We start from the raw sequence: 20,570 nt of genomic DNA, 5'->3' as shown, positions 1-20,570 counted from the left end.
ATTCAAGCAAACTTCAACACTATCCCTATACTTCGAAGTAATCGTTTTCATTCTAAATATACTCTATGTTTAAATTAAAGGATTGAACGCCTGATAAACATAATATATATAGTTGGGCGCTTGTCATATGGACAACGTGTCCAAATACGATGCGGTAAGCCGTGGGCGTACCGCATCGAAAAATAAGGAGGATTTTCATTTATGCCAAAACGATTTAGCAGAATGCTCGCGTTCCTCTGTTGCTTGGTAATGGTGGCGTCGCTAATGCCTACCAGCTATGCCGCCGCCACTGACAACATCGAGAACGCAGAAGCGAATGAAACACCCACCGCCATTTTTGGAACTCCCGAACTCGGGTCAAACGACCCACTCTGGGGCCAGACCATGGAGCATCACATCAACAAAAGCACTGTGCCCGCCGATCCCAGACCCCATGCCACGGGCACAGCCAAAATCCTTTGGGACCATGACTACCTGTATTCCCGAGTAGTTGTGAATGACAGTAATCTATATCAGGGAGCTGGCGGAGATCACCAGTACGACAGTCTGGAGTTTTATGTCGGCACCGGAACCGGAGGCTCAAACCAATGGCGCGTCAGCGCGACGGGCGTGTTCTCAGGGCAGGCCGCTCCGGGCAGAGCTGCATGGACCCAGATCACGGAAACAGGATATATCGTGGAGATGAGAATACCCAAAAGAACCTTGACCTTGGAGGAGGGCAAGCTTACCTTTGAGGTTTATATCAATAACTCAACGGAAAAGGGCGGTGACCGCTATGAAGTCGTTTCCAGTTTCGGAGATCCGGACGCGGCTTACACCAGCGCTGCTTCTTTTACAGACAGCCTGCAGCTCTCTTTAGCCAATGAAGTGGACACCAGATTCTCAATCACCGCCACTGCGGGACCGGGCGGCCGAATAACGCCGAACCCACCTGGCGATGTTCTGAGAGTAGATCGGGACTCTAACAAAGAATTTACGTTTACCCCCGATTCCGGCAAAATGGTGGATACCGTAACGGTAGACGGCGAGACCGTGACTCTATCTGCTGGCACTTATACCTTTTCGAATATTGAGGCTGACCATACCATTCACGTAACATTCAAAAACGATCCGGACGCGGGGCTACTTCCCTTTGTTGTATGGAATGACAACTTCGCCAGTGGCGAGTACACAACGGCTGTCATCATCGACTTAGGCGAGGGGAAGGCAGCGTTAGGCTCCGCGCTTAATCCGGACTTGTTTGCCTTATCGGCTAGGAACACAACCCTGAACGGCGAAGCAGTGACCTTTGAAGGACCACGCAAAATCACAAGGGTATACGCTAATGACGAGCCGAAAGTACGCGGCTATCTGGGGCCAGTAAGCAATTCACCGGATTATCAGGACGGACTGGCAAGTGGCCGTTACATCGTAGTTGAGTCTGAGTTTTATTCAGCGAGCGGCGGCAAAACAACGCTGGATGGCAGCAGTAACTCGACAAAGCAGGTTTACAACATCGTCCCAAACGGAGAGATCGTACTGACAGAGGGGAGTCCACTTCGCAACGTGGTTTTTGAACAGGACAAAGTTGTGAATCCGATCCTTGACAAGTTTACAACATTCACGGACAATTCGGTCAATCGCTCGCTCTACCTACACAAGGATGAAGACGGTAAAGTGATCAAAGGATTGCCGCTGTATGTTTATACTCACGGCATGTCACGCGGCGGTACAAACGCTGCGACAGACCAAAAAGCGGCCATGAAATCCGCCAACGGCTCGGTCGCTCTAATGAAAAAAATGGAGAAAAATCCTGACAAGTACGCCAGCCATGTACTGAATATTTCCTATAATGGCGTATCTGTTCCCTCAACCGAGAATGTTAAGAAGGTCATAGACGCCCTGATTGCCAGCGGCGAAGTAGACCCTAATCGTGTTTACGCAGCAGGCTTCTCCTGGGGCGGCCAGTATACGAACAACTTAGTTAACAGCTACCCTGGCTTCTTCGCTGCCGCCGCACCTATGGCCCCGGTAAGCGGTTCACCAAACGCTAAGGACAATGACGCTCACAACAACCTGGCCTATTGGATGTTTTTAAATGCTCATAATGTTGGAGGCTACCAGACTAACCTCAATAACTTTATCAATAACAATATGCCGAAAATGATCAACGCGAGGGCTTCGCGCTTTGAGAGTAATGAGGTCCTTACGTGGCCCTACAATCAATTTGATCAGCCGAATCTGAGGCCGAATCCGGCCAACACACCTGTTCTGGCTGATTACATAGCGCACGAAGTTGAAGCTGCGGTTCTTTACAACGAGATAACTATGGGGAATTGGAGCATAGCTCCCACGGCGCAGTCCTCTAACTTGCCAGCTTGGAACAATGACTACACAGACGTCTTTGATTGGATGTTCGCGCAGAGAAAACCGGTCGTGCCCGGTGCTCCGAGCGGCTTCAAAGCGACAGCCGGTGACGGACAGGTCACATTGAGCTGGACCGCCCCTGCTGACGACGGTGGCAGTGCGATATTGGGCTACAAGGTATGGTATGGCAACGTGACGCCGGTCACACTGGATGCGACGGAGACCAAATATACCTTTAAGAACCTGACAAACGGCCAAGGCTACAACTTCACCATCATCGCGGTGAATGCAAAGGGCGACGGCGCGGAGATCAGTGCAACGACGACGCCGATGAAGACGACGACTCCCACTGTGCCTGATTCTGGCGGCAATACGGGCAACACCGGAAACACCGGAAATACCGGCAACATCGGTAATACGGGCAACACCGACAATACGGGCACCGGGACAGACGCTGGAACGTTGAAGTCGACCTACACAGTGAATACACCGAAGGATAAGCCCGCGGTCACAGACAAAAACGGCAACACCACCCTCCCCGGTGGCGGCGAGATTGCGACCAAAGGCGGGACGAAGATTAAGGTACCTGAAGGCACAACGATAGACTCAAACGGTAAGGTAACCATTCCGGCAGACAAGAGCGCCGAAGTGACACTACCCGGCGGCAACAGCACAGTGACCATTTCGGGAGGCTCGACGATCGCGAGCGACGGTACGGTTACAGTAGGCGGCAAAGACGCGCATGTGAACCTGCCAAACGGCAACCGTGTGGATATCCATGGCGGATCGAAGATACGGAGCGGCGGAGCGGTTGTGATAGGACCGAGCGGCGCAAAAGTTAGCTTAGATAACGGCATGTCGCTGAACATCCGTGAGGGTACGGAGCTGGCGGTTGATGACGCCACCCCACTGGGCTTCCTCGTGATATCGGGCAATCCTTTCAGGGATGCCAACATGGACGACTGGTTCTACAGCTATATAAATTTCGCCTACACATACGATCTTTTCAACGGCACGACGTCCACAACGTTCTCACCCGGCACCGCAATGACACGTGCAATGTTCGTGCAGGTACTGGCCAATCTTGAGAACGTAAACCTCTCCAGCTACACGAGTTCCCGCTTTAACGACGTGACGGACGGGCAATGGTACACCGCGGCAGCTGAGTGGGCGGCCGAAAAAGGCATAGTCAACGGTACAAACGCAAACCTGTTTGACCCCAATTCACCGATGACGCGCGAGCAGATGCTGGTGATACTATACAACTACATGAAGTACAAGGGCTATGAGCTGCCTGAAAGCCACGCTAAGTCCTTCACGGACGAGAGTGAGATCAGCTCTTGGGCGTTGGAGGCCGTTCAGGCGCTGCGGGGCACCGGCATTGTAGTAGGCAAGCCGGACAACTTCTTTGCTCCCAAAGCCACCGCCACCCGTGCCGAAGTAGCCACGATCTTTGTAAGATTCGTCGAATATCTGGCTGACTGAAAGCGTATACAGAAAAATGGAGACCCTACCGACTGGACAATATCCAGCCGGTAGGGTCTCCTTGTTTTCAAACTGTACTTTTTTTGACAACTCCACAGTCAGGACTTTAAACCCTCTATTTTTGCATCTAGAATATTCATCCCCAAGTCCAAAAAATTCTAATTAATTAATGCATGTTTTGATTTATTTCACGCACAAAAAAACGCCATCACAATAATGTGATGGCATTCTTGATTATGGAGCCTAGGGGGATCGAACCCCTGACCTCATCGCTGCCAGCGATGCGCTCTCCCAGCTGAGCTAAGGCCCCAGGATATGAAATAGATAACTTGTCCAACACTGCTACGTTCCACAGGCGACTCCTATATCATATAAAATCCAGCTTTCGCTGTCAATCACTTTCTCAAGATCCAAAGTGATTGGAGAAGAACAACCGATTTCTCTGGTACACACGGACTGGAACTCCAGACTGCTCTTCTCCCTTTACCAACTTCACTAATCCTCCAGATCGTCTTTGGACAACAGGGATTTCAGTTCTTTCATGAACATATTGATATCTTTGAACTGGCGGTATACCGACGCAAAACGGACATACGCCACTTCATCGACTGGAAACAACTGTTCCATCAACAGCTCACCAATCTGGCGACTCTCAACTTCAGCATCGGCTGTATTACGCAGAGATTTCTCCACTTCAGATACCATCATCTCCAGGGTCTCTACGGAGACTGGACGTTTCTCACAGGCACGAATAAGCCCACGGAGAATTTTGTCCCGGCTGAACTCTTCACGACTGCCATCTTTCTTAATGACGATCAGTGGAGTCTCCTCAATCATCTCAAACGTTGTAAATCTTCGGGCACACTGCTCACACTCACGGCGACGACGAATGGATTTTGCTTCGTTGGCCGGACGCGAATCAAGCACTTTGGTACCCATATAACCGCAATAAGGACACTTCAAAACAGATCACTTCCCACGTTTTACTTTTTACCACATATTCCCTGTACTGATTTTGTAATGAAAAACGCATTGCCGACACATAATACTTTTACCAACCCGCGAGGAGGTGAACAGCAATGGCACAAAGCAATGGTAACTCCAACAACTTGGTGGTAACTAAAGCTTCCGCAGCACTCGAGCAAATGAAATATGAAGTTGCTCAAGAACTCGGAATCAGCATCCCACAAGACGGATACCAAGGTAACATGACTTCTTACGAGAACGGTTCGATCGGTGGATACATCACGAAGCGTCTGGTAACAATTGCAGAACAGCAATTGGCAGGTCAATACCAATAATATCTGCATCGTAATACGCTACACAGAGGAGCATGGAGCGGCCGGTGAATAACCGGCCTGCTCTGTGCTTCTACTTATATACTTAGAACGTATTATAGATCTTTACATACTGATTATAATAGTAAATGACTCTTTGTACATAGTGACGCGTCTCACCAAACGGAATATCTTTCACCGTATCGAACGAGCCATCCCATACACCATCTCTAAGCCAACTGTTTACTTTGCCTGGACCCGCATTATAGGCAGCGATCATAACTGCTTCATTGCCATCAAATTGATCGGACAGATTCCGCAGATACCATGTGCCTAACTGAATATTTCGTTCTGGCTCGTGCTTTAATTCCTCCAGCGAAGTGTCGGGAATTTTGGCTTGTTCCAGTATCCAGTTCGCCGTGTCCGGCATCAGTTGCATGAGCCCAATGGCACCTCGTTTGGATTCCTTGCTTGTCTTAAAATTGGTCTCCACCTTGATAATGGAAGCAATCAGAAACGGATCAACCTCATAACTCTGAGATTGGGCACGGATCTCTTCCTTATAATGTATGGGATAGAACCATGCCATCCAGTTTGTATTCAGAAATAACACCATTACAAAGGAAACAAACATCAACAGCAATACACGTTTCTTACGCAATATTCTCATAACAAACCCTTACGCTGTAGATATGAGTCAATTTGCTGTTCCGTCGCAGACCATAAGCCGCTGTTATCGATAACAATGTCTGCCAGCTGTTTTTTGCGCTCAATATCCATCTGTACATCCATTCGAGCCTCAGCCTGTGCTGCAGTCATTCCATCCCGACTCATCAAGCGATCTCGTTGCACCGATCTCGGGACATATACAACCATGACTTCCTCAAAACCGTCCTCCAGACCTGATTCGTAGAGCAAAGGAATATCAGATACCACAAGTTTATCCGGATGTTGCAACGCGTATGCAGCAGCCCGTTCGCGCATCTCTTTTCGGATCGCCGGATGTGTGATAGCCTCCAATGCCTTTCGTTCCTCTGGTTGTTCGAAAACAATACTCCCAAGCTTTTTCCGATCCATTGTTCCATCTTCGTTCAGTATGGCTTGTCCAAACCGCTTAACAGCGGCGGCCAACACGGGATGCCCAGGCATCATAACTTCCCGGGCAATAACGTCTGCATCGATGAGCAACGCTCCCTTACTGGCGAGATAGGCGGAAACACTGCTTTTGCCTGTCGCGATCCCGCCGGTTAAGCCTATATTCATCGTTTCACCTCATAACAACTTCATTATTCCCATAATCATTAACATTAGCGCTGGCAATACAGACAGTCTTCGCATCCAGCGCAGAGCTGAGAATCGTAGGCCAACCTTCATGCCGAGTGACAGAAACGCCCCACTAAACAGTGCAATAATGAGTGCTGTCCATAGTGTAGGGAATCCCAGAAGTGCCGCTCCCAAACCTGCTCCAAACGCATCCAGAGACAAGGCAATACCCAGCCACATCGCTTCTTGAGCAGATATACTCCCCGAGTTATCCATATCCGCCTTGGAGGGACTGCGAAGGATCTGAATGACAACGCCCAGCTTGCGCAGCTCCAGTGTAAATACCATTCGTTCCAGTGATCCATTTGAAGCCGACTGCTCCAGATCCAGTGCGAGCACCTGATTCCTGCCCTTTGAATCCGACAGTCTCTCTTGTGCTTCTCCCACTCCAGTTACCTTTGCTTCTGTTCCCTCACCCATTCCAGTGTCTGTTTCCAGCTGTTCTTTGCCTTGCTTTCGAATTAGTTGCAACAGTGACCATGCACCAATACCTATCAATATGACGGCTCCCACGATCGAAGCGATATCCGGTGACACCACATGGGACAACATCACACCTACTTGCATCGACAAGGCAATAACAAATCCCGAACAGATCGAAATAACAGCGATAGATAACAGGGGAATCTTAGTCCTCCGTAACCCATATGTAATCCCGACTCCAAAACCATCTAAACTAAGCGCCAAAGCAAGCGCCAGCAATGAAATAAAATGATGCAGCACCCCGGACTCCTCCTCTGTGCGGTACTCGTGCCAACTGAAGATGCCAGTATGGGTATACGCCCGCTTATTTCTGCCATATCAGTATATGGAGGGAGGAATCCAAGGGTGCTATGATTTCATCATTTCGTTCATTCAGTTCATGTTACAACAGCTGACAGTTCGGACAAAAATGCGTGCCACGGCCACCAACCACCGTTTTTTCAATTAACGTACCACAAGTTGTACAAGGTTCTGATTTGCGTCCATAGATTTTCAGTTGATGCTGGAACATCCCCATCTCACCCTGTCCATTCACATAGGACTTGATGGAAGATCCACCTGCATTCACTGCATCTTGCAACGTAGCCACAATCGCTTCATGAAGCACCGTTAACTGAGCTTCGGTCAGTGTCTTGGCAATCGTCTCGGGATGGATAGCTGCGCGAAATAGAGCCTCGTCCACATAAATATTCCCGATACCGACCACATATGCCTGATTTAAAAGCACAGCCTTGATTTTGGTTGTACGCTTGCCAACCGCCTCGCGGAATGCAGTTACCGTAAAGGCGGGATCAAGCGGCTCCAGTCCCAGCTTAAGCAAAGGTTTGGACACCAGTTCCTCACCTGCATTGAACAGATGCATCGTACCGAACTGACGCACATCCTTATAACGCAATTCCGTACCATCATTAAAATGGAAGATCACATGTGTATGTTTGTCCACATCTTCATGCTGCTCGTACACACCGTACCTTCCTTCCATCCGCAGATGGGAGACAAGCACCAGCCCGTCCAGCAAAATACGCAAAAACTTGCCGCGGCGCTCCACCCCAATGACGGTATGTCCCGCGAGTTCCATTGCAAATGCATCTATGTCGTCCGGCCGCTGAATAATCCGCGGCAAGCTAACGGTAACATGATCAATCGTTTTGCCCACAATAAGTTGATTCAATGTTCTTCTGACTGTTTCGACTTCCGGTAATTCCGGCATGATGTTCTCACCTCCCCTATATTATAACGGAAGATGGCGCTCAGCGGGACCCTTTTCTTATATCTCAAACATGGAAAGGCCTTTTGTAAAATACCGGAAAAACCGCACGGCACTTGATTTATTTCGCTTCGTACCAGTTATCACCAAAGCTGACTTCTGCTTTCAGCGGAACCGACAGTTCCAACGCTTTTTCCATAACAGATGGTACTAACTCTTTCATCAGTTCCAATTCATCCGCAGGCACTTCGAATACAAGTTCATCGTGCACCTGAAGCAACATACGGCTCTTCAACTTGCGTTCCCGTAGCGCTTCATCCATCTGTACCATGGCCAGCTTGATGATATCTGCCGCTGTTCCCTGAATCGGTGTATTCATCGCCGTACGCTCTGCGAAGGAACGCAGATTGAAGTTACTGGCATTAATCTCTGGCAGGTAGCGACGACGTTCCAACAGCGTTTTGACGTAACCATCCTGACGAGCTTCCTTCACAATGTCATCCATGTATCGGCGGACACCCTGGAACACTTCAAAATACTGATCAATAAACTGCGCAGCCTCTTTACGTGTAATATGCAGGTTCTGTGATAAACCATAATCACTTATGCCATACACGATACCAAAGTTAACTGCCTTGGCGGAACGACGCATATCCCCATCCACATCCTCAGGCTTCACGCCGAATACATCCGAAGCTGTCTTTGTATGAATATCCATATCGTTGACAAACGCTTCCTTCAAGCGCTCATCGTCCGAAATGTGGGCCAGTACTCGCAGTTCAATCTGGGAATAGTCTGCTGCCAAAATGGACCATCCTGGCTCGGAAGGAACAAATACCTTCCGGATTTTGCGACCTTCTTCCATCCGAATCGGAATGTTCTGCAAGTTCGGGAATTGACTGCTAAGTCGTCCCGTTGCAGCAATGGTCTGACGATAATACGTATGCACCTTGCCATCCCGATTGGATATCTCTTTGAGCAATCCTTCCACATAAGTGGATTGCAGCTTGGCAAGCTGACGATATTGCAGAATATGCTTGACCACATCATTATAAGGAGCCAATTTCTCCAATACTTCCGCATCTGTGGAATAACCCGTTTTTGTTTTCTTCACCACTGGCAAGCCCAGTCTATCAAATAAAATCTCACCCAGTTGCTTTGGTGAATTCAGATTAAATTCCGTTCCTGACAGCTTGTAGATCTCAGCCATCAACCTGCTGATCTGTTCTTCAAACTCACTGCCCAAAGCCTGTAGATCGGCTGTATTGGCCTTGATACCCTGTTTCTCCATGTCCGCCAATATACGTGACAACGGCATCTCCAGTTCATGGAACAGCGAATTCATCTCATCGGTTTCCAGCACTTGCTCCTGAAGTGGAATAATGGCTGCTACTGCCGCAGCCTTTCGGCATAGGAAATCACCCAAAATCTCCACTTCCGGTACCTTGTACTTGGCCCCTTTGCCCATAACCGTGTCATCCTCCACAAGCGAAGGCAGACCATACTTGGTCGTGAGTCCACTAATCGTCTGATTGGATTCCGTTGGATCAAGCAAATACGCAGCTAGTTGTACATCAAATGACGCACCAGCAAATTCAATGCCATGTGCATGCAGGGCCAGGTCTACACGATGAAGATCATAACCGCGCTTTGGCTGGTCTGAATTACCAAGCCATGCCCGCACTGGAGCGGCAGCTTCGGAATGAAGCAATTCGGGAGATATGAACGTATATGTTCCAGCAGAACCTACAGCAAGTCCAATCAATTTCGCTTGGTGCGGGTTATCCCCATGTGTCTCCACGTGGAGGACATCAATGGAATCCAGTGAACTGAACAGCTCACTGATGTTGTCCTCTGTTGCAATGGAAGACTCCACCTCGGCAGCAGGGACCGCTTCCTGTTCAGAACCGATGCTGCCACTGAACGACAGGCGTTCGAGCAGAGATTTGAATTCCAGCTTAGCTAGTGCAGGGCCAGCATGTTCTTCTTTTAATCCAGCGAATTGCATATCCTCCCACGTCTGCTCCAGCGGAACTTCCCGGTGAATCGTCGCGAGTTGTTTGCTCATCCGGGCATCTTCGGCATGGGCCTCGATCTTTTCTTTCATCTTGCCTTTCAGCTCACTTGTGCCGTTCAGTACATCCTCTACCGATCCGAACTGGTGCAGCAGCTTCAACGCTGTTTTCTCTCCAACCCCGGGAATGCCTGGAATGTTATCGGACGCATCGCCCATCAGACCCTTGAGATCAATGATTTGCAGCGGCGTCAGACCATAACGCTCCTTAATCTGAGCAGGATCATACAGCTCAATATCGGTTACCCCTTTACGCGTCAGCCCGATATGTACATGTTCGGAAGCAAGCTGCAGCATATCTTTGTCACCCGATACAACGAGCACCTGTCTACCCGCTTCATCTGCGCGTTTGGTTAACGTTCCGATGATGTCATCCGCTTCAAATCCAGCGAGCTCAAACTGAGCAATGCCAAGTCCTTTCAACAGTTCCTTGAGCAAAGGGAATTGCTCTGACAACTCTGGTGGTGTTTTCTCCCGTCCACCCTTGTATTCCTGATACCCTTCGTGGCGGAACGTGATTTTGCCTGCATCAAAAGCAACCATAACATGTGTAGGTTTATGCTCTTCAAGCAGTCTCAGCAGCATCGTAGTGAAGCCATATACCGCATTGGTATGCAGACCTTTCGAGTTGGTCAGAGGCGGCATTGCAAAAAACGCCCTGTAAATAATGCTATTTCCATCTATGAGAATAAACTTGTCCATTCCAGCACCTCGCGTATTATATGGTCAACCTCTTCAGATTACATCTACTCTCATGATACCATACCCACCTGTCACATCAAAAAGAATAGCCTCTTTCACTTCACATTTAATCACAAAAAAGAACCTTCTCCACAGACAGCTGTACACAGCCTACCTGAGAGAAAGTCCTTTTTCATTCATATGATTGCATTACTTAATCAGTACTGATTCCCCAATTCCAAAGTAATGCTCTTCTATTGATTCAGATCCGGACGTTTACCTGTCACCAGGTATACCGTGCTCTCACCAATGTTGGTTGCATGATCGCCAATACGTTCAATGTAACGCCCAACCATCATCAGCAGCATAGCCTGAGAAGCCTGATTCGGATGCTCTGACATTAACGTGTAGAGATCACTGATCATGTGGCTATACAGTTGGTCCACCTGATCGTCCGTTTGAGCCATTTTATAGGCCAGGTCTGTGTTTTCTTTCAGGAAAGATTCGATGGATTCATCAATCATGGATTTCACGATTTCTGCCATTTGCGGGATATCCACCAAAGGTTTAATCAGCTTCTGTCCATCCATCCGGAGTGTCACCTTCGCCACGTCGAGCGCAAGATCTCCCATACGCTCCAGATCACTGGAGATTTTGAATGCCACGATAATACGTCTGAGATCCTTTGCCACCGGCTGTTGTGTGATGATCAGTTTGGAGCCAAGTTCCATAATTTTGTCTTCAAGGGCATTCAGATTCGCATCATTCTTGATGATGACCTGAGCTTTCTCCGCGTTCATCGTTTGTAAACTCTCAATAGCACCATCCAATGCTGCTCCTACATGTTCACCCATTTGTTTGAGCAAGGTACGCAGCTCTTCAAGCTCCTGATCAAATTCTTTTCTGCGAATCATAGATTTCATGTCCTCCTTATCCATCATCTCCGGGTATGCCGGGATCATTCCAATTCAGCTCGCTTAACCGAACCTTCCAGATATATAATCCTCGGTTCGGGAATCTTGCGGTGTGGAGAATAACGTCTCCGTATCAGCTGCCTCCACCACTTCACCATTCAGGAAAAATACCGTGCGTCCAGATACCCGTGCCGCTTGGTGCATATTGTGGGTAACCATAACGATCGTGTACTTGTGATGCAATTCTTTCACTAGCTCCTCAATCTTCAATGTGGAGATCGGGTCAAGTGCAGACGTTGCTTCATCCATCAGCAGAACGTCAGGCTGTACAGCCAGCGCCCGTGCAATACAGAGACGCTGTTGTTGTCCGCCAGACAAACTAAGTGCCGACTTTTTCAATACATCCTTCACTTCATCCCACAATGCAGCATGGACAAGACTTTGTTCCACCAACTGATCCAGTTCAGCCTTTTGGGTTACCCCGTGCAGGCGCGGTCCATAAGCCACGTTATCGTATATGGATTTTGGAAAAGGATTCGGTTGTTGAAACACCATGCCAACTCGTTTGCGCAGTGTCTCCACTTCAATCTCATTACTGTAAATGTCAGATCCATTCAGCATAACCTGTCCTTCCACACGAACACCCGGAATCATGTCATTCATCCGGTTTAACGTGCGAAGCAATGTCGATTTACCACAACCTGACGGCCCGATGAACGCAGTAACGGTTTTTTCCGGCAGATCCATCGATATATTTTTAAGCGCGTGATGCGTATCATAATATAAATTAAGATTTTCAATGTGAATGAGGTCCTTCATGGATGTTCACTTCTCCTTCGCTGCAGGGACACGGAAACTCCCTTTACGTTGAGACCGATACTGATAATCTTTCATCGCTGCTCGGCCATCTTTAATATCCTACCCTTTCATTGTAAAAACAGTATCACTTTCATGTTAACGGAATGTAAAAAAGACATCCTTAACCTTCATGATCTGCTTGATGGATCAATCTGATTCCTGATGTCTGCCTTATTGACTACATTAAAGTTTACTCACTATTCGTAACCATCTCATCCAGCTTCGTACGAATGTGCTCTGCAACTTCTCCAGCTTTTCCGCCTTCCATGGCGATCTCCTCTGCTATACGAGACAAATCTCTCACCGCACTGTTCAGTTGTCGGAACGTTGCTCCCCCTGCGGTGACATGCACCGAACTGTCGTCAATCTCCGCTCCGCTTGCCTTAACCAGTTCAACAGTCTGAAGGGTCAATCCACCAATATTCTCTAACAATGAAGACATGTTCCCCGCAACCTCACGGGTCTGTTTTGCGAGCGCTCGAATCTCGCCTGCAACAATCTGAAAACCTCGTCCATATTCACCGGCATGAGCTGCTTCGATGGAAGCATTCAGGGCGAGGAGACCACTTTGATCTGCCAGGGAGCGAATGGATTGTGCCATGCCTGAGCCTGTTTCGATCGAATTCAGCATGTGATCCGCATGTTGACCTTGACTTTCCATATGCTGATGTACCCGGTTATAGGAAGCATCAACGTGCTTCAAACTCTCTTCGCCCTGCTTGGACAATGCCATGATCTCACGGGCCTCATGAACGGTCTGATTCGCAGCATTCACCAGCTTGGTGACCGCATTGTTGATTCTGGATATCTCCTGTCTGCTCTCGGTTACTGTACGTATACGCTCTTCCGTAACAGCCTGCTGCAGTCTGCGAGAGAGGGACATTACGTCTCGCATCGTCAGCACACCAAGCAGTCTGCCTTGTTCCGTAACCAGCAGACAATCGTAGAAATGCTGTTCATTCCGTCCAAGTGCGATATCAATAATCGTTGCGGCTTCCATATGAATATCTGCAATAACGGGAGATGTATTCACTACTTGTATGACCGGCTTACGGTAGAATAGATCTGCCGCAAAACGGCCATTTAACATCCGATATAACGTCTCTCGCATTAACAATCCAGTGGGTTCCATCTGCTCATCACACAATACGATACATGGGTGTTCCTGATCCTGATTCATCATCGTGGCAGCTTCTCCACAGGTGGTATGGACTCCGGCGACAGGTACCTGACGATAATAGTCATGCAAATGGATCACAGATTCTTCAGCAACTAGTGCTACTTCAGTTTGCTCCATTATGGGTGTAGTTAGTTCTTCATTATGTAAAACAACATGAGGCTGGTCAGGTTTCACTTCGAGCAACATGGGCATAAATGCGCAATCTCCTTTACGTATTAGCTCCGTCTTGAGATAGATTATGTAGGTATAAAGTATCACCCAGATAAGTCCATGCTACTCCCTCTACGTAAAGTAAAATCCTCCTTTATGTTAAACGAACGTAAAATAAAACTCCCCGATCATTGCTAACTTGAATGATGGGGAGTTTTTCTTTTGACAACCAATTTATAACCTACACCACGAATCGAATCAATGTGAACCGATTCCGGGTCCAGCTCCAGCTTTTTACGTAATGAACTGACGTGAACGTCCACGGTTCGTTGACCTCCGATATAATCGAAGCCCCACACAGCGTTCATCAGATCATCCCTTGTCAGTACCACACCCGGCTTTTTGGCCAAATATAGAAGTACTTCGAACTCTTTCGGACGCAGACTGATGGATTGTCCACCCAGTGTCACTTCATATTTCAGAGGATAAATCTCCAGCTCTCCCAGAATAATTCGTGAGCCATCCTTGTCCTCAAGCTGTGGTAAATCTTCACCATTGGAATAACGTCTTAATACCGCATCCACTCGGGCTAACAACTCAGATACACCAAACGGTTTGGTAATATAATCATCGGCACCTGATTTCAGTCCCTGTACAACCTCGGCTTCACCGTTCTTGGCCGTCAGAATGATAACCGGTGTACTAACACCCTGTATTCTTAACTTGCTCAGAATGTCCAGACCATTCATGCCCGGAAGCATCAAATCCAGCAAAATGAGATCAAATTCCTGGGACAAGGCCCGATCATATCCTGCAGATCCGTGATCCTCTGCCGTAACGTCATAACCTTCCTGTGTCAGGTTATACGTGAGTAATCTTGATAATGTAGGTTCATCTTCAATAACTAGTAAACGCTGTGCCATGATACCCCTTCTCTCTTCATAGGTTGTCTGTTGCCACAACACTTTTTCTATCATAGCACTAATTTGTTAACGCGGTGTAAAACAATACACACTTTTTACATTTTGATAGGGCGTGTCTGAAAATTCTGAAGGAAGCAGATTTTTCCGAATTTTCGTTCCAAGCCAGGAAGTTTTCCGCAGGCGTGCCGGGGCACGTCAAGGGGAAGTGACGCAGCAGGGGGCGAAAAGGCGGTAAAAGATGCACTTCAGCGAAATTTGAGACATGCCCTAACCAGACGCCTACATCTCTTCTTCCTGAATGAATGGAAGGATCACACGGAACGTTGTCCCCATGCCCAGTTCACTCTCTACAGACAATTTGCCATGATGCAATTCCACCAGATGTTTAACGATGGAAAGTCCAAGGCCTGTGCCCCCTGAATTACGGGATCTGCCTTTATCAACACGATAGAACCGTTCGAAGATTCGCGGCAAATCTTTTTTCGGTATGCCAATTCCTGTATCTGACACCGCAAAGACAACTTCATCATCATTATCCATCGTCACCTGTAACTTCACTCGTCCACCATCGGGGGTATAGTTGATGCCGTTGGATAACAGATTGATGAAAATCTGCTTCATCTTGTCCTCATCCGCTTCAATGTACAGTTCCTCCGGAACATGCATTTCCAGACGAATTTGCTTTTTCTCCGCCACCTTGGACAAGGTGCCCAGCACCATTTCGAAGAAAGAGTGTACATGCACAGGTGAGCATTGCAACGGTGCGCGTTTCGATTCAATTTTGGATAACTCCAGAATATCCCCGATTAATCGGTTAAGTCGATCTCCTTCATCATAGATGATTTTCAGGAATGATCGCTCTGTCTCCTTATCCTGTACCCCGCCGCTGAGCAACGTTTCGGCAAACCCTTTGACCGCAGCAACTGGTGTCTTGAGCTCATGAGAGACATTTGCAACAAACTCACTGCGCATGGACTCCAATCGGCGAATCGCCGTCACGTCCTGCAACAGGAACAACATGCCTCGATACCCACCATCATCTTCGGACATCGGTACTCCATCAATACGGATCAGTTTTTCCTCCGGGTTGAACACACTCACTTCTTCATGCATCCGTTCTTTCAGTGCAACACTCTCTTCAATGGTGCGAGTTAATTCGTAGTGTCTTTTCAATTCAGTATAAGGCTTACCCGTAACCTTTCCTGCTTGAATACCAAGCATACGCTCCGCTTCCCGATTGACCAGTGCAATAGATTGCCCTGCGTCGATCATGACAATACCTCCGGTCATGTTCGCGAGGACACTCTGTAACAACGCTTCATTGTCACGAATCGTCTTCAGTTGGGACTGCAAGCTGTCTGCCATTCCGTTTATGGCAAGCCCCAGCTGTCCGATCTCATCTCTACGCGTTACATCAACTCTGGCATCGTATTCCAGCTTGGTGATCCGATGGGCCACTTTTGTAATATGCTCAATCGGGGAGGTTAATCCACGTGCAACCCGATAACTGACAAACGCGACAATTAAGAACAATAGCCCAAGTGCAGCAAACATAATCATCCAACCACGCTGAAGCCCTTGATCCACAGCCTGTAGACTCATGGATAGACGAATGTAGCCATCAAATTTGCCGCTAGGTATTTCAATCATGTCACTTTGATCCGAATTCACAGGTAGTGCTACATACAGCATGTCTTGTCCCAATGTCTCACTGTAACGTATGGATTGCCCGTATCCATCTCCGACGGCACCCTTAATCTCCTCACGGTTCAAGTGATTATCCATGGATGCCGGATCACTCTCGGAATCTCCAATGACCATGCCGTCTTTATTGATGAAGGTTACCCGGGAATCCGTCAGACGATCCAGTTCCAACGCCCGATCTGAATAATACTTTCGTGTGGCTTCCGAGGTTGGATCACTTGCATCATGGAATGGAAAAGTTGCTTTGAGCAAATTAATCTCGCGCACCATGGTTTGCTCCAATGCGGCTATATGCGTAGTCTTAAACACTCTGCCCATCGTATATCCAGCCACAATGACGGATACGCCGATCAGCACCATCATAATGATGGCAAGGCGAATTCGGAACGGTCTCATCTATCTCTTCCTTTATGATCAGATTAATATCTTATGAATTGCTCTACATTGAATCCAGTTCAATTCGGTCCCCACGGGTACCCGGATTGGAAATCACAAGAAACTCCACTTCTTCGTCGCTCCGATTCATCATCTGATGGGGCATTCCGGGTACAATCTCTATTCCTTCATGGGTTTCCAGCACAAACGTCTCTCCATTAAGTTCCATACACGCTTCACCGCTGAGGATAAAAAAAACTGACGGCTTACCGAATGATAATGTCGTATTTCAGCCGTTCCTGCGGGCATTCGTTCATGAATAATGCTCAGTGTTTCATTTTGAACGAGATGCCAACCGTCGCACTGTGCACCCATATATAATGTGCTGCATTCTGTTTGCTCATTTTCATATGACTGGTCCCTCCGAGTATAATTGCTCGATCTATCATATCACAGATTAGGGGACTCCCAATCTTTTCAGTCAGTACTTTGCAATACGCTATCAACTGCAGTCAGACATGGCTAATAATAAAATATCATAGTTGTATCAACAGAGATGCCGACTTTTGTAAACAGGTGCTAACCACATCTTTGACATACATATTCACCTGATATAAAAAAGACGCACCGCTCAGCCATGCTGAAAACGATACGCCTCTCTATATAATCAATCTTATCCTGAATCTAAACGTCCTTAACGTATTATCCGTTCACCACTTCGCCGCCATTTACATGCATCACCTGTCCGCTCACATACGAAGAGTCATCCGAAGCAAGGTATACGTAAGCGGGAGCCAGTTCATCCGGTTGTCCTGGCCGCTTCATTGGCTGCGTTGCGCCGAACTCACTTACTTTTTTCTCATCAAATGTGGATGGAATGAGTGGTGTCCAGATCGGCCCTGGTGCAACGGCATTGACACGAATTCCCTTCTCAATCACATTCATCGATAACGAACGAGTGAACGAAGTGATTGCCCCTTTGGTAGATGAATAGTCAAGCAGGCTTGGGCTTCCGCGATAGGCTGTGATAGAGGTTGTATTAATAATCGTACTGCCCTTCTTCAGATGTGGCAGGGCTGCCTGTGTCACATAGAACATGCCAAAGATATTGGTACGGAATGTACGCTCCAGCTGTTCTGGCGTAATATCCTCCAGATTCTGCTGTGGATGCTGTTCTGCTGCGTTATTCACGACAATGTCCAGTTTGCCCAGTTCATTCACTGTCTGCTGAACCGATTTCTTCGCAAAGGCATGATCACCAATGTCCCCTGCAATCAAGATACACTTGCGTCCTTCTTGTTCGACCTGACGTTTCGTTTCCTTGGCATCTTCGTGCTCGCTCAGGTATACAATGGCGACATCTGCGCCTTCCTTGGCATAGGTAACAGCAACAGCACGTCCAATTCCGCTGTCACCCCCTGTAATAAGGGCCACCTTACCCGTCAGTTTACATGCTGCCTTGTATTCAGGCTTCTCAAATTCCGGTCTGGGATGCATCTCCGATTCAATACCGGGGCGTTGATCCTGATGCTGTGCAGGCATTGTTTTTTGATTTTGTTGTGTGTTGGTTGACATCTAACATTCTCCTCTCAAAATGTGAACATGTTTGGATTACAGAAGACATGGACCCTAACTGTATACTTCCTTGTCTTTCGTTCTCTGAAAAAGTCTCATTCTGTAGGATGGCATGAACAGTTCAGATTATTCTTCTGCGATGAACAGCAACTTAAGCCTCAGCGTGCTGTCTCTAATCGTTATTTACCACTCTCTTTAGATATCAAACAACCAATTTGCTTCAATGCCTGTTTGGCCAAAATTCGAAATTTATTCGAAATTAGACTGTTTCATGATACAAAGTGTATTCCTATGCTGCTTGGGCTGATGTACAATGTACAGTATACTGATGTGCTTTAACTTTCATCTTTATTGGTTTAATCATTCTAACCTAACATGGAGACCTGACAATGGAATCGCATATTAATTCATATATAACACTCGTCGCTACTTCAGCCGTGCTGAATGTCTTTTTGTGTTTATATACCTATTTCAGAAGATCCGAGATTCCCAGTTCCAAAATATTCATTCTCTACACAGCAGCACTCTCCATATATACTTTTGGTTATGCGATTGAGCTAGCCAGCAACACGCTGGAACAGATGATGTTTTGGACCACCGTGGAGTATATAGGCATGCCCTTCTCCGCATCTCTTGGCCTCATGTTGATGATAAAGTACACAGGAAAAACGTTATCCAAAAAGGTAACTGCCTCGCTGTTTGTAATCCCTTCCATTACCCTAGGTATGGTTGCAACCAATGACTTTCATCATCTATTTTATAAAAAAGTATGGCTAAGAGAAGATAGTCCCGTTCCTCTGATGGATATCGCAGTGGGTCAATGGTATGTTGTACATGGTGCATTCACCTTCTCCTGTCTGTTATGTGCCTGCCTTATTCTGATTGGACAATGGAGACACACCAAGAAGATGTATCGTCGTCAATTACTTACTCTCATTACTTCACAGATTATTCCTATGGTCGCAGCTTTTCTGTATTTGCTTGGTTTGACCCCCGGCGGGATGGACCCCGTACCCGTACTCATGTGTATCACATCTGCCATGTATATCTGGGCGATTCTATCCTCACGTCTACTGACCATCGTACCCATCGCCAAAGACAGTATTTTCGAGAGTATGCGTGAAGGTGTTATTGTACTGGATAGTTTCAATCGACTGGTCGATTACAACAGATCTCTGCGTGACATGTTGCCAGAGCTTAATACAACCATGATTGGCCAACCCTTGGATGATATCTGGCTTAATCTTGCTGGAAAGACGTTTCCCGTTGAATACGGAAGAGAAGGATTGCAAACCGATCTGTACTGGCAGTTAAACGGAGAGACCGTCTGTTATCAGGTCAGGACATCTTACGTGTATAACAAGGATGCACAGACTGTGGGCAGTCTAATTATGTTAATCGATATAACGGAACAACGCTTCTTGCAAGAACAGCTGAAACAACTGGCTTATTTCGATGGTCTGACCAAAATCTATAATCGCACTCAATTTTTGCATAGAGGACGGGAGATTTTGAGTGAAGCTCAGCTTAACCCGCAACCTGTTTCATTTATTTTATTTGATATTGATTACTTTAAACGCATCAACGATACATACGGGCATGATGTTGGCGATCAGGCCATCATTCATGTGGTCTCTGTTTGTAATCGATATTTAAGCCCTGAGATGTTGTTTGCCCGTTATGGAGGCGAAGAGTTTGTCATCGCTCTTCCGAATACCTCGCTTCAAGAAGCCGAGAAACTTGCCGAACAACTGAGAGTTGCCTTGTTGAATGACCCCCTGGATGTTAAGGGAGTGCCTATTACGCTCACCTCAAGCTTTGGTATTGCCCAGTACAATGGAGGGTCAGATTCGCTGGAGTCCTTGTTACGCGATGCTGATACTGCCTTGTACGAATCCAAGCGTAATGGTCGAAATGCAGTGCGGGCGTATACTGTGAGTACAACCTAACCAACGTAGACCATGTCAGATGAATATGTATGATGATATGTATGGTAGTGATCCCTCTAGTTCCAG

15 protein-coding genes, 1 tRNA gene and 1 pseudogene are annotated in these 20,570 nt (G+C 47.3%); 3 read left to right on the top strand and 14 right to left on the bottom strand.

Annotated features, from left to right (window positions below; genetic code table 11):
• Positions 1 to 201 precede the first annotated feature (201 nt).
• On the top strand, positions 202 to 3,831 hold the full coding sequence (locus tag MKY95_RS10685) for an S-layer homology domain-containing protein (RefSeq protein ID WP_076318376.1): 3,630 nt from the start codon (positions 202 to 204) through the stop codon (positions 3,829 to 3,831).
• Between the two features lie 237 nt (positions 3,832 to 4,068).
• Here MKY95_RS10685 and MKY95_RS10680 read toward each other — a convergent pair.
• Positions 4,069 to 4,141, bottom strand: a tRNA-Ala gene (locus MKY95_RS10680).
• 185 nt (positions 4,142 to 4,326) lie between these two features.
• Positions 4,327 to 4,794: a transcriptional regulator NrdR gene (nrdR, locus tag MKY95_RS10675; RefSeq protein WP_036609807.1), complete on the bottom strand. Its 468-nt coding sequence runs from the start codon at positions 4,792 to 4,794 to the stop codon at positions 4,327 to 4,329.
• Between the two features lie 116 nt (positions 4,795 to 4,910).
• Here nrdR and MKY95_RS10670 point away from each other — a divergent pair, with 116 nt between their 5' ends.
• Positions 4,911 to 5,132 carry an alpha/beta-type small acid-soluble spore protein gene (locus MKY95_RS10670; protein ID WP_017689472.1) on the top strand — a complete coding sequence of 74 codons (222 nt, stop codon included), beginning with the start codon at positions 4,911 to 4,913 and terminating at the stop codon, positions 5,130 to 5,132.
• An 82-nt stretch (positions 5,133 to 5,214) separates the two neighbouring features.
• On the opposite strand, the gene MKY95_RS10665 is transcribed toward MKY95_RS10670, so the two are convergent.
• The 12 genes and pseudogenes from MKY95_RS10665 to MKY95_RS10610 all read right to left on the bottom strand — a co-directional run bounded on the left by MKY95_RS10665 (position 5,215) and on the right by MKY95_RS10610 (position 18,555).
• Positions 5,215 to 5,778: a lytic transglycosylase domain-containing protein gene (locus MKY95_RS10665; protein ID WP_076318375.1), complete on the bottom strand. Its 564-nt coding sequence runs from the start codon at positions 5,776 to 5,778 to the stop codon at positions 5,215 to 5,217.
• Positions 5,775 to 6,371 (bottom strand): dephospho-CoA kinase, encoded by a 597-nt coding sequence (gene coaE / locus MKY95_RS10660; protein ID WP_036609811.1) that lies wholly within the window; start codon positions 6,369 to 6,371, stop codon positions 5,775 to 5,777. The genes MKY95_RS10665 and coaE overlap by 4 nt, the downstream gene beginning before the upstream one ends.
• A 9-nt stretch (positions 6,372 to 6,380) precedes the next feature.
• Complete coding sequence (locus tag MKY95_RS10655; RefSeq protein WP_076318374.1) at positions 6,381 to 7,196, bottom strand: manganese efflux pump; 816 nt, start codon at positions 7,194 to 7,196, stop codon at positions 6,381 to 6,383.
• A gap of 100 nt (positions 7,197 to 7,296) precedes the next feature.
• Positions 7,297 to 8,124: a DNA-formamidopyrimidine glycosylase gene (mutM, locus tag MKY95_RS10650; RefSeq protein WP_076318373.1), complete on the bottom strand. Its 828-nt coding sequence runs from the start codon at positions 8,122 to 8,124 to the stop codon at positions 7,297 to 7,299.
• A gap of 118 nt (positions 8,125 to 8,242) precedes the next feature.
• On the bottom strand, positions 8,243 to 10,897 hold the full coding sequence (polA, locus tag MKY95_RS10645) for a DNA polymerase I (protein WP_036609817.1): 2,655 nt from the start codon (positions 10,895 to 10,897) through the stop codon (positions 8,243 to 8,245).
• A 233-nt stretch (positions 10,898 to 11,130) separates the two neighbouring features.
• On the bottom strand, positions 11,131 to 11,790 hold the full coding sequence (gene phoU / locus MKY95_RS10640; protein WP_036609819.1) for a phosphate signaling complex protein PhoU: 660 nt from the start codon (positions 11,788 to 11,790) through the stop codon (positions 11,131 to 11,133).
• 63 nt (positions 11,791 to 11,853) lie between these two features.
• Positions 11,854 to 12,609, bottom strand: coding sequence for a phosphate ABC transporter ATP-binding protein PstB (gene pstB, locus MKY95_RS10635; RefSeq protein WP_036609821.1), 756 nt, complete (start codon positions 12,607 to 12,609; stop codon positions 11,854 to 11,856).
• A gap of 229 nt (positions 12,610 to 12,838) precedes the next feature.
• Positions 12,839 to 14,020, bottom strand: a complete 1,182-nt coding sequence (locus MKY95_RS10630) for a methyl-accepting chemotaxis protein (protein ID WP_036609822.1) — start codon at positions 14,018 to 14,020, stop codon at positions 12,839 to 12,841.
• A 152-nt stretch (positions 14,021 to 14,172) separates the two neighbouring features.
• Entirely contained in the window at positions 14,173 to 14,901 is a 729-nt protein-coding gene (locus MKY95_RS10625; RefSeq protein WP_036609823.1) for a response regulator transcription factor, read from the bottom strand.
• Positions 14,902 to 15,180: 279 nt separating this feature from the next.
• The gene (locus MKY95_RS10620; RefSeq protein ID WP_036609824.1) at positions 15,181 to 17,001 is read right to left on the bottom strand and encodes an ATP-binding protein; all 1,821 of its coding nucleotides are present in this window, start codon (positions 16,999 to 17,001) and stop codon (positions 15,181 to 15,183) included.
• A gap of 43 nt (positions 17,002 to 17,044) precedes the next feature.
• Positions 17,045 to 17,390 (bottom strand): annotated as a pseudogene (locus MKY95_RS10615) (cupin domain-containing protein).
• 292 nt (positions 17,391 to 17,682) lie between these two features.
• A complete protein-coding gene (locus tag MKY95_RS10610; RefSeq protein WP_076318372.1) occupies positions 17,683 to 18,555 on the bottom strand; it encodes an SDR family oxidoreductase in 873 nt (290 codons plus the stop codon).
• A gap of 389 nt (positions 18,556 to 18,944) precedes the next feature.
• Here MKY95_RS10610 and MKY95_RS10605 point away from each other — a divergent pair, with 389 nt between their 5' ends.
• Positions 18,945 to 20,504: a histidine kinase N-terminal 7TM domain-containing protein gene (locus tag MKY95_RS10605; RefSeq protein ID WP_076318371.1), complete on the top strand. Its 1,560-nt coding sequence runs from the start codon at positions 18,945 to 18,947 to the stop codon at positions 20,502 to 20,504.
• Positions 20,505 to 20,570: the final 66 nt, after the last annotated feature.

Origin of the sequence: Paenibacillus sp. FSL P4-0176, from assembly GCF_037975265.1 — a bacterium.
Classification (GTDB): Bacteria; Bacillota; Bacilli; order Paenibacillales; family Paenibacillaceae; genus Paenibacillus; species Paenibacillus amylolyticus.
Note: the sequence above shows the minus strand (reverse complement) of the source record. Positions and strands in the feature narration are given on the sequence as shown.

Bases quoted from the DNA above. Each gene is read 5' to 3' on its own strand.
- MKY95_RS10685 (WP_076318376.1), top strand. From the start codon at position 202: ATGCCAAAACGATTTAGCAGAATGCTCGCGTTCCTCTGTTGCTTGGTA.
- MKY95_RS10670 (WP_017689472.1), top strand. From the start codon at position 4,911: ATGGCACAAAGCAATGGTAACTCCAACAACTTGGTGGTAACTAAAGCT.
- MKY95_RS10665 (WP_076318375.1), bottom strand. From the start codon at position 5,778: ATGAGAATATTGCGTAAGAAACGTGTATTGCTGTTGATGTTTGTTTCC.
- coaE (WP_036609811.1), bottom strand. From the start codon at position 6,371: ATGAATATAGGCTTAACCGGCGGGATCGCGACAGGCAAAAGCAGTGTT.
- mutM (WP_076318373.1), bottom strand. From the start codon at position 8,124: ATGCCGGAATTACCGGAAGTCGAAACAGTCAGAAGAACATTGAATCAA.
- polA (WP_036609817.1), bottom strand. From the start codon at position 10,897: ATGGACAAGTTTATTCTCATAGATGGAAATAGCATTATTTACAGGGCG.
- phoU (WP_036609819.1), bottom strand. From the start codon at position 11,790: ATGATTCGCAGAAAAGAATTTGATCAGGAGCTTGAAGAGCTGCGTACC.
- pstB (WP_036609821.1), bottom strand. From the start codon at position 12,609: ATGAAGGACCTCATTCACATTGAAAATCTTAATTTATATTATGATACG.
- MKY95_RS10630 (WP_036609822.1), bottom strand. From the start codon at position 14,020: ATGCCCATGTTGCTCGAAGTGAAACCTGACCAGCCTCATGTTGTTTTA.
- MKY95_RS10625 (WP_036609823.1), bottom strand. From the start codon at position 14,901: ATGGCACAGCGTTTACTAGTTATTGAAGATGAACCTACATTATCAAGA.
- MKY95_RS10620 (WP_036609824.1), bottom strand. From the start codon at position 17,001: ATGAGACCGTTCCGAATTCGCCTTGCCATCATTATGATGGTGCTGATC.
- MKY95_RS10610 (WP_076318372.1), bottom strand. From the start codon at position 18,555: ATGTCAACCAACACACAACAAAATCAAAAAACAATGCCTGCACAGCAT.
- MKY95_RS10605 (WP_076318371.1), top strand. From the start codon at position 18,945: ATGGAATCGCATATTAATTCATATATAACACTCGTCGCTACTTCAGCC.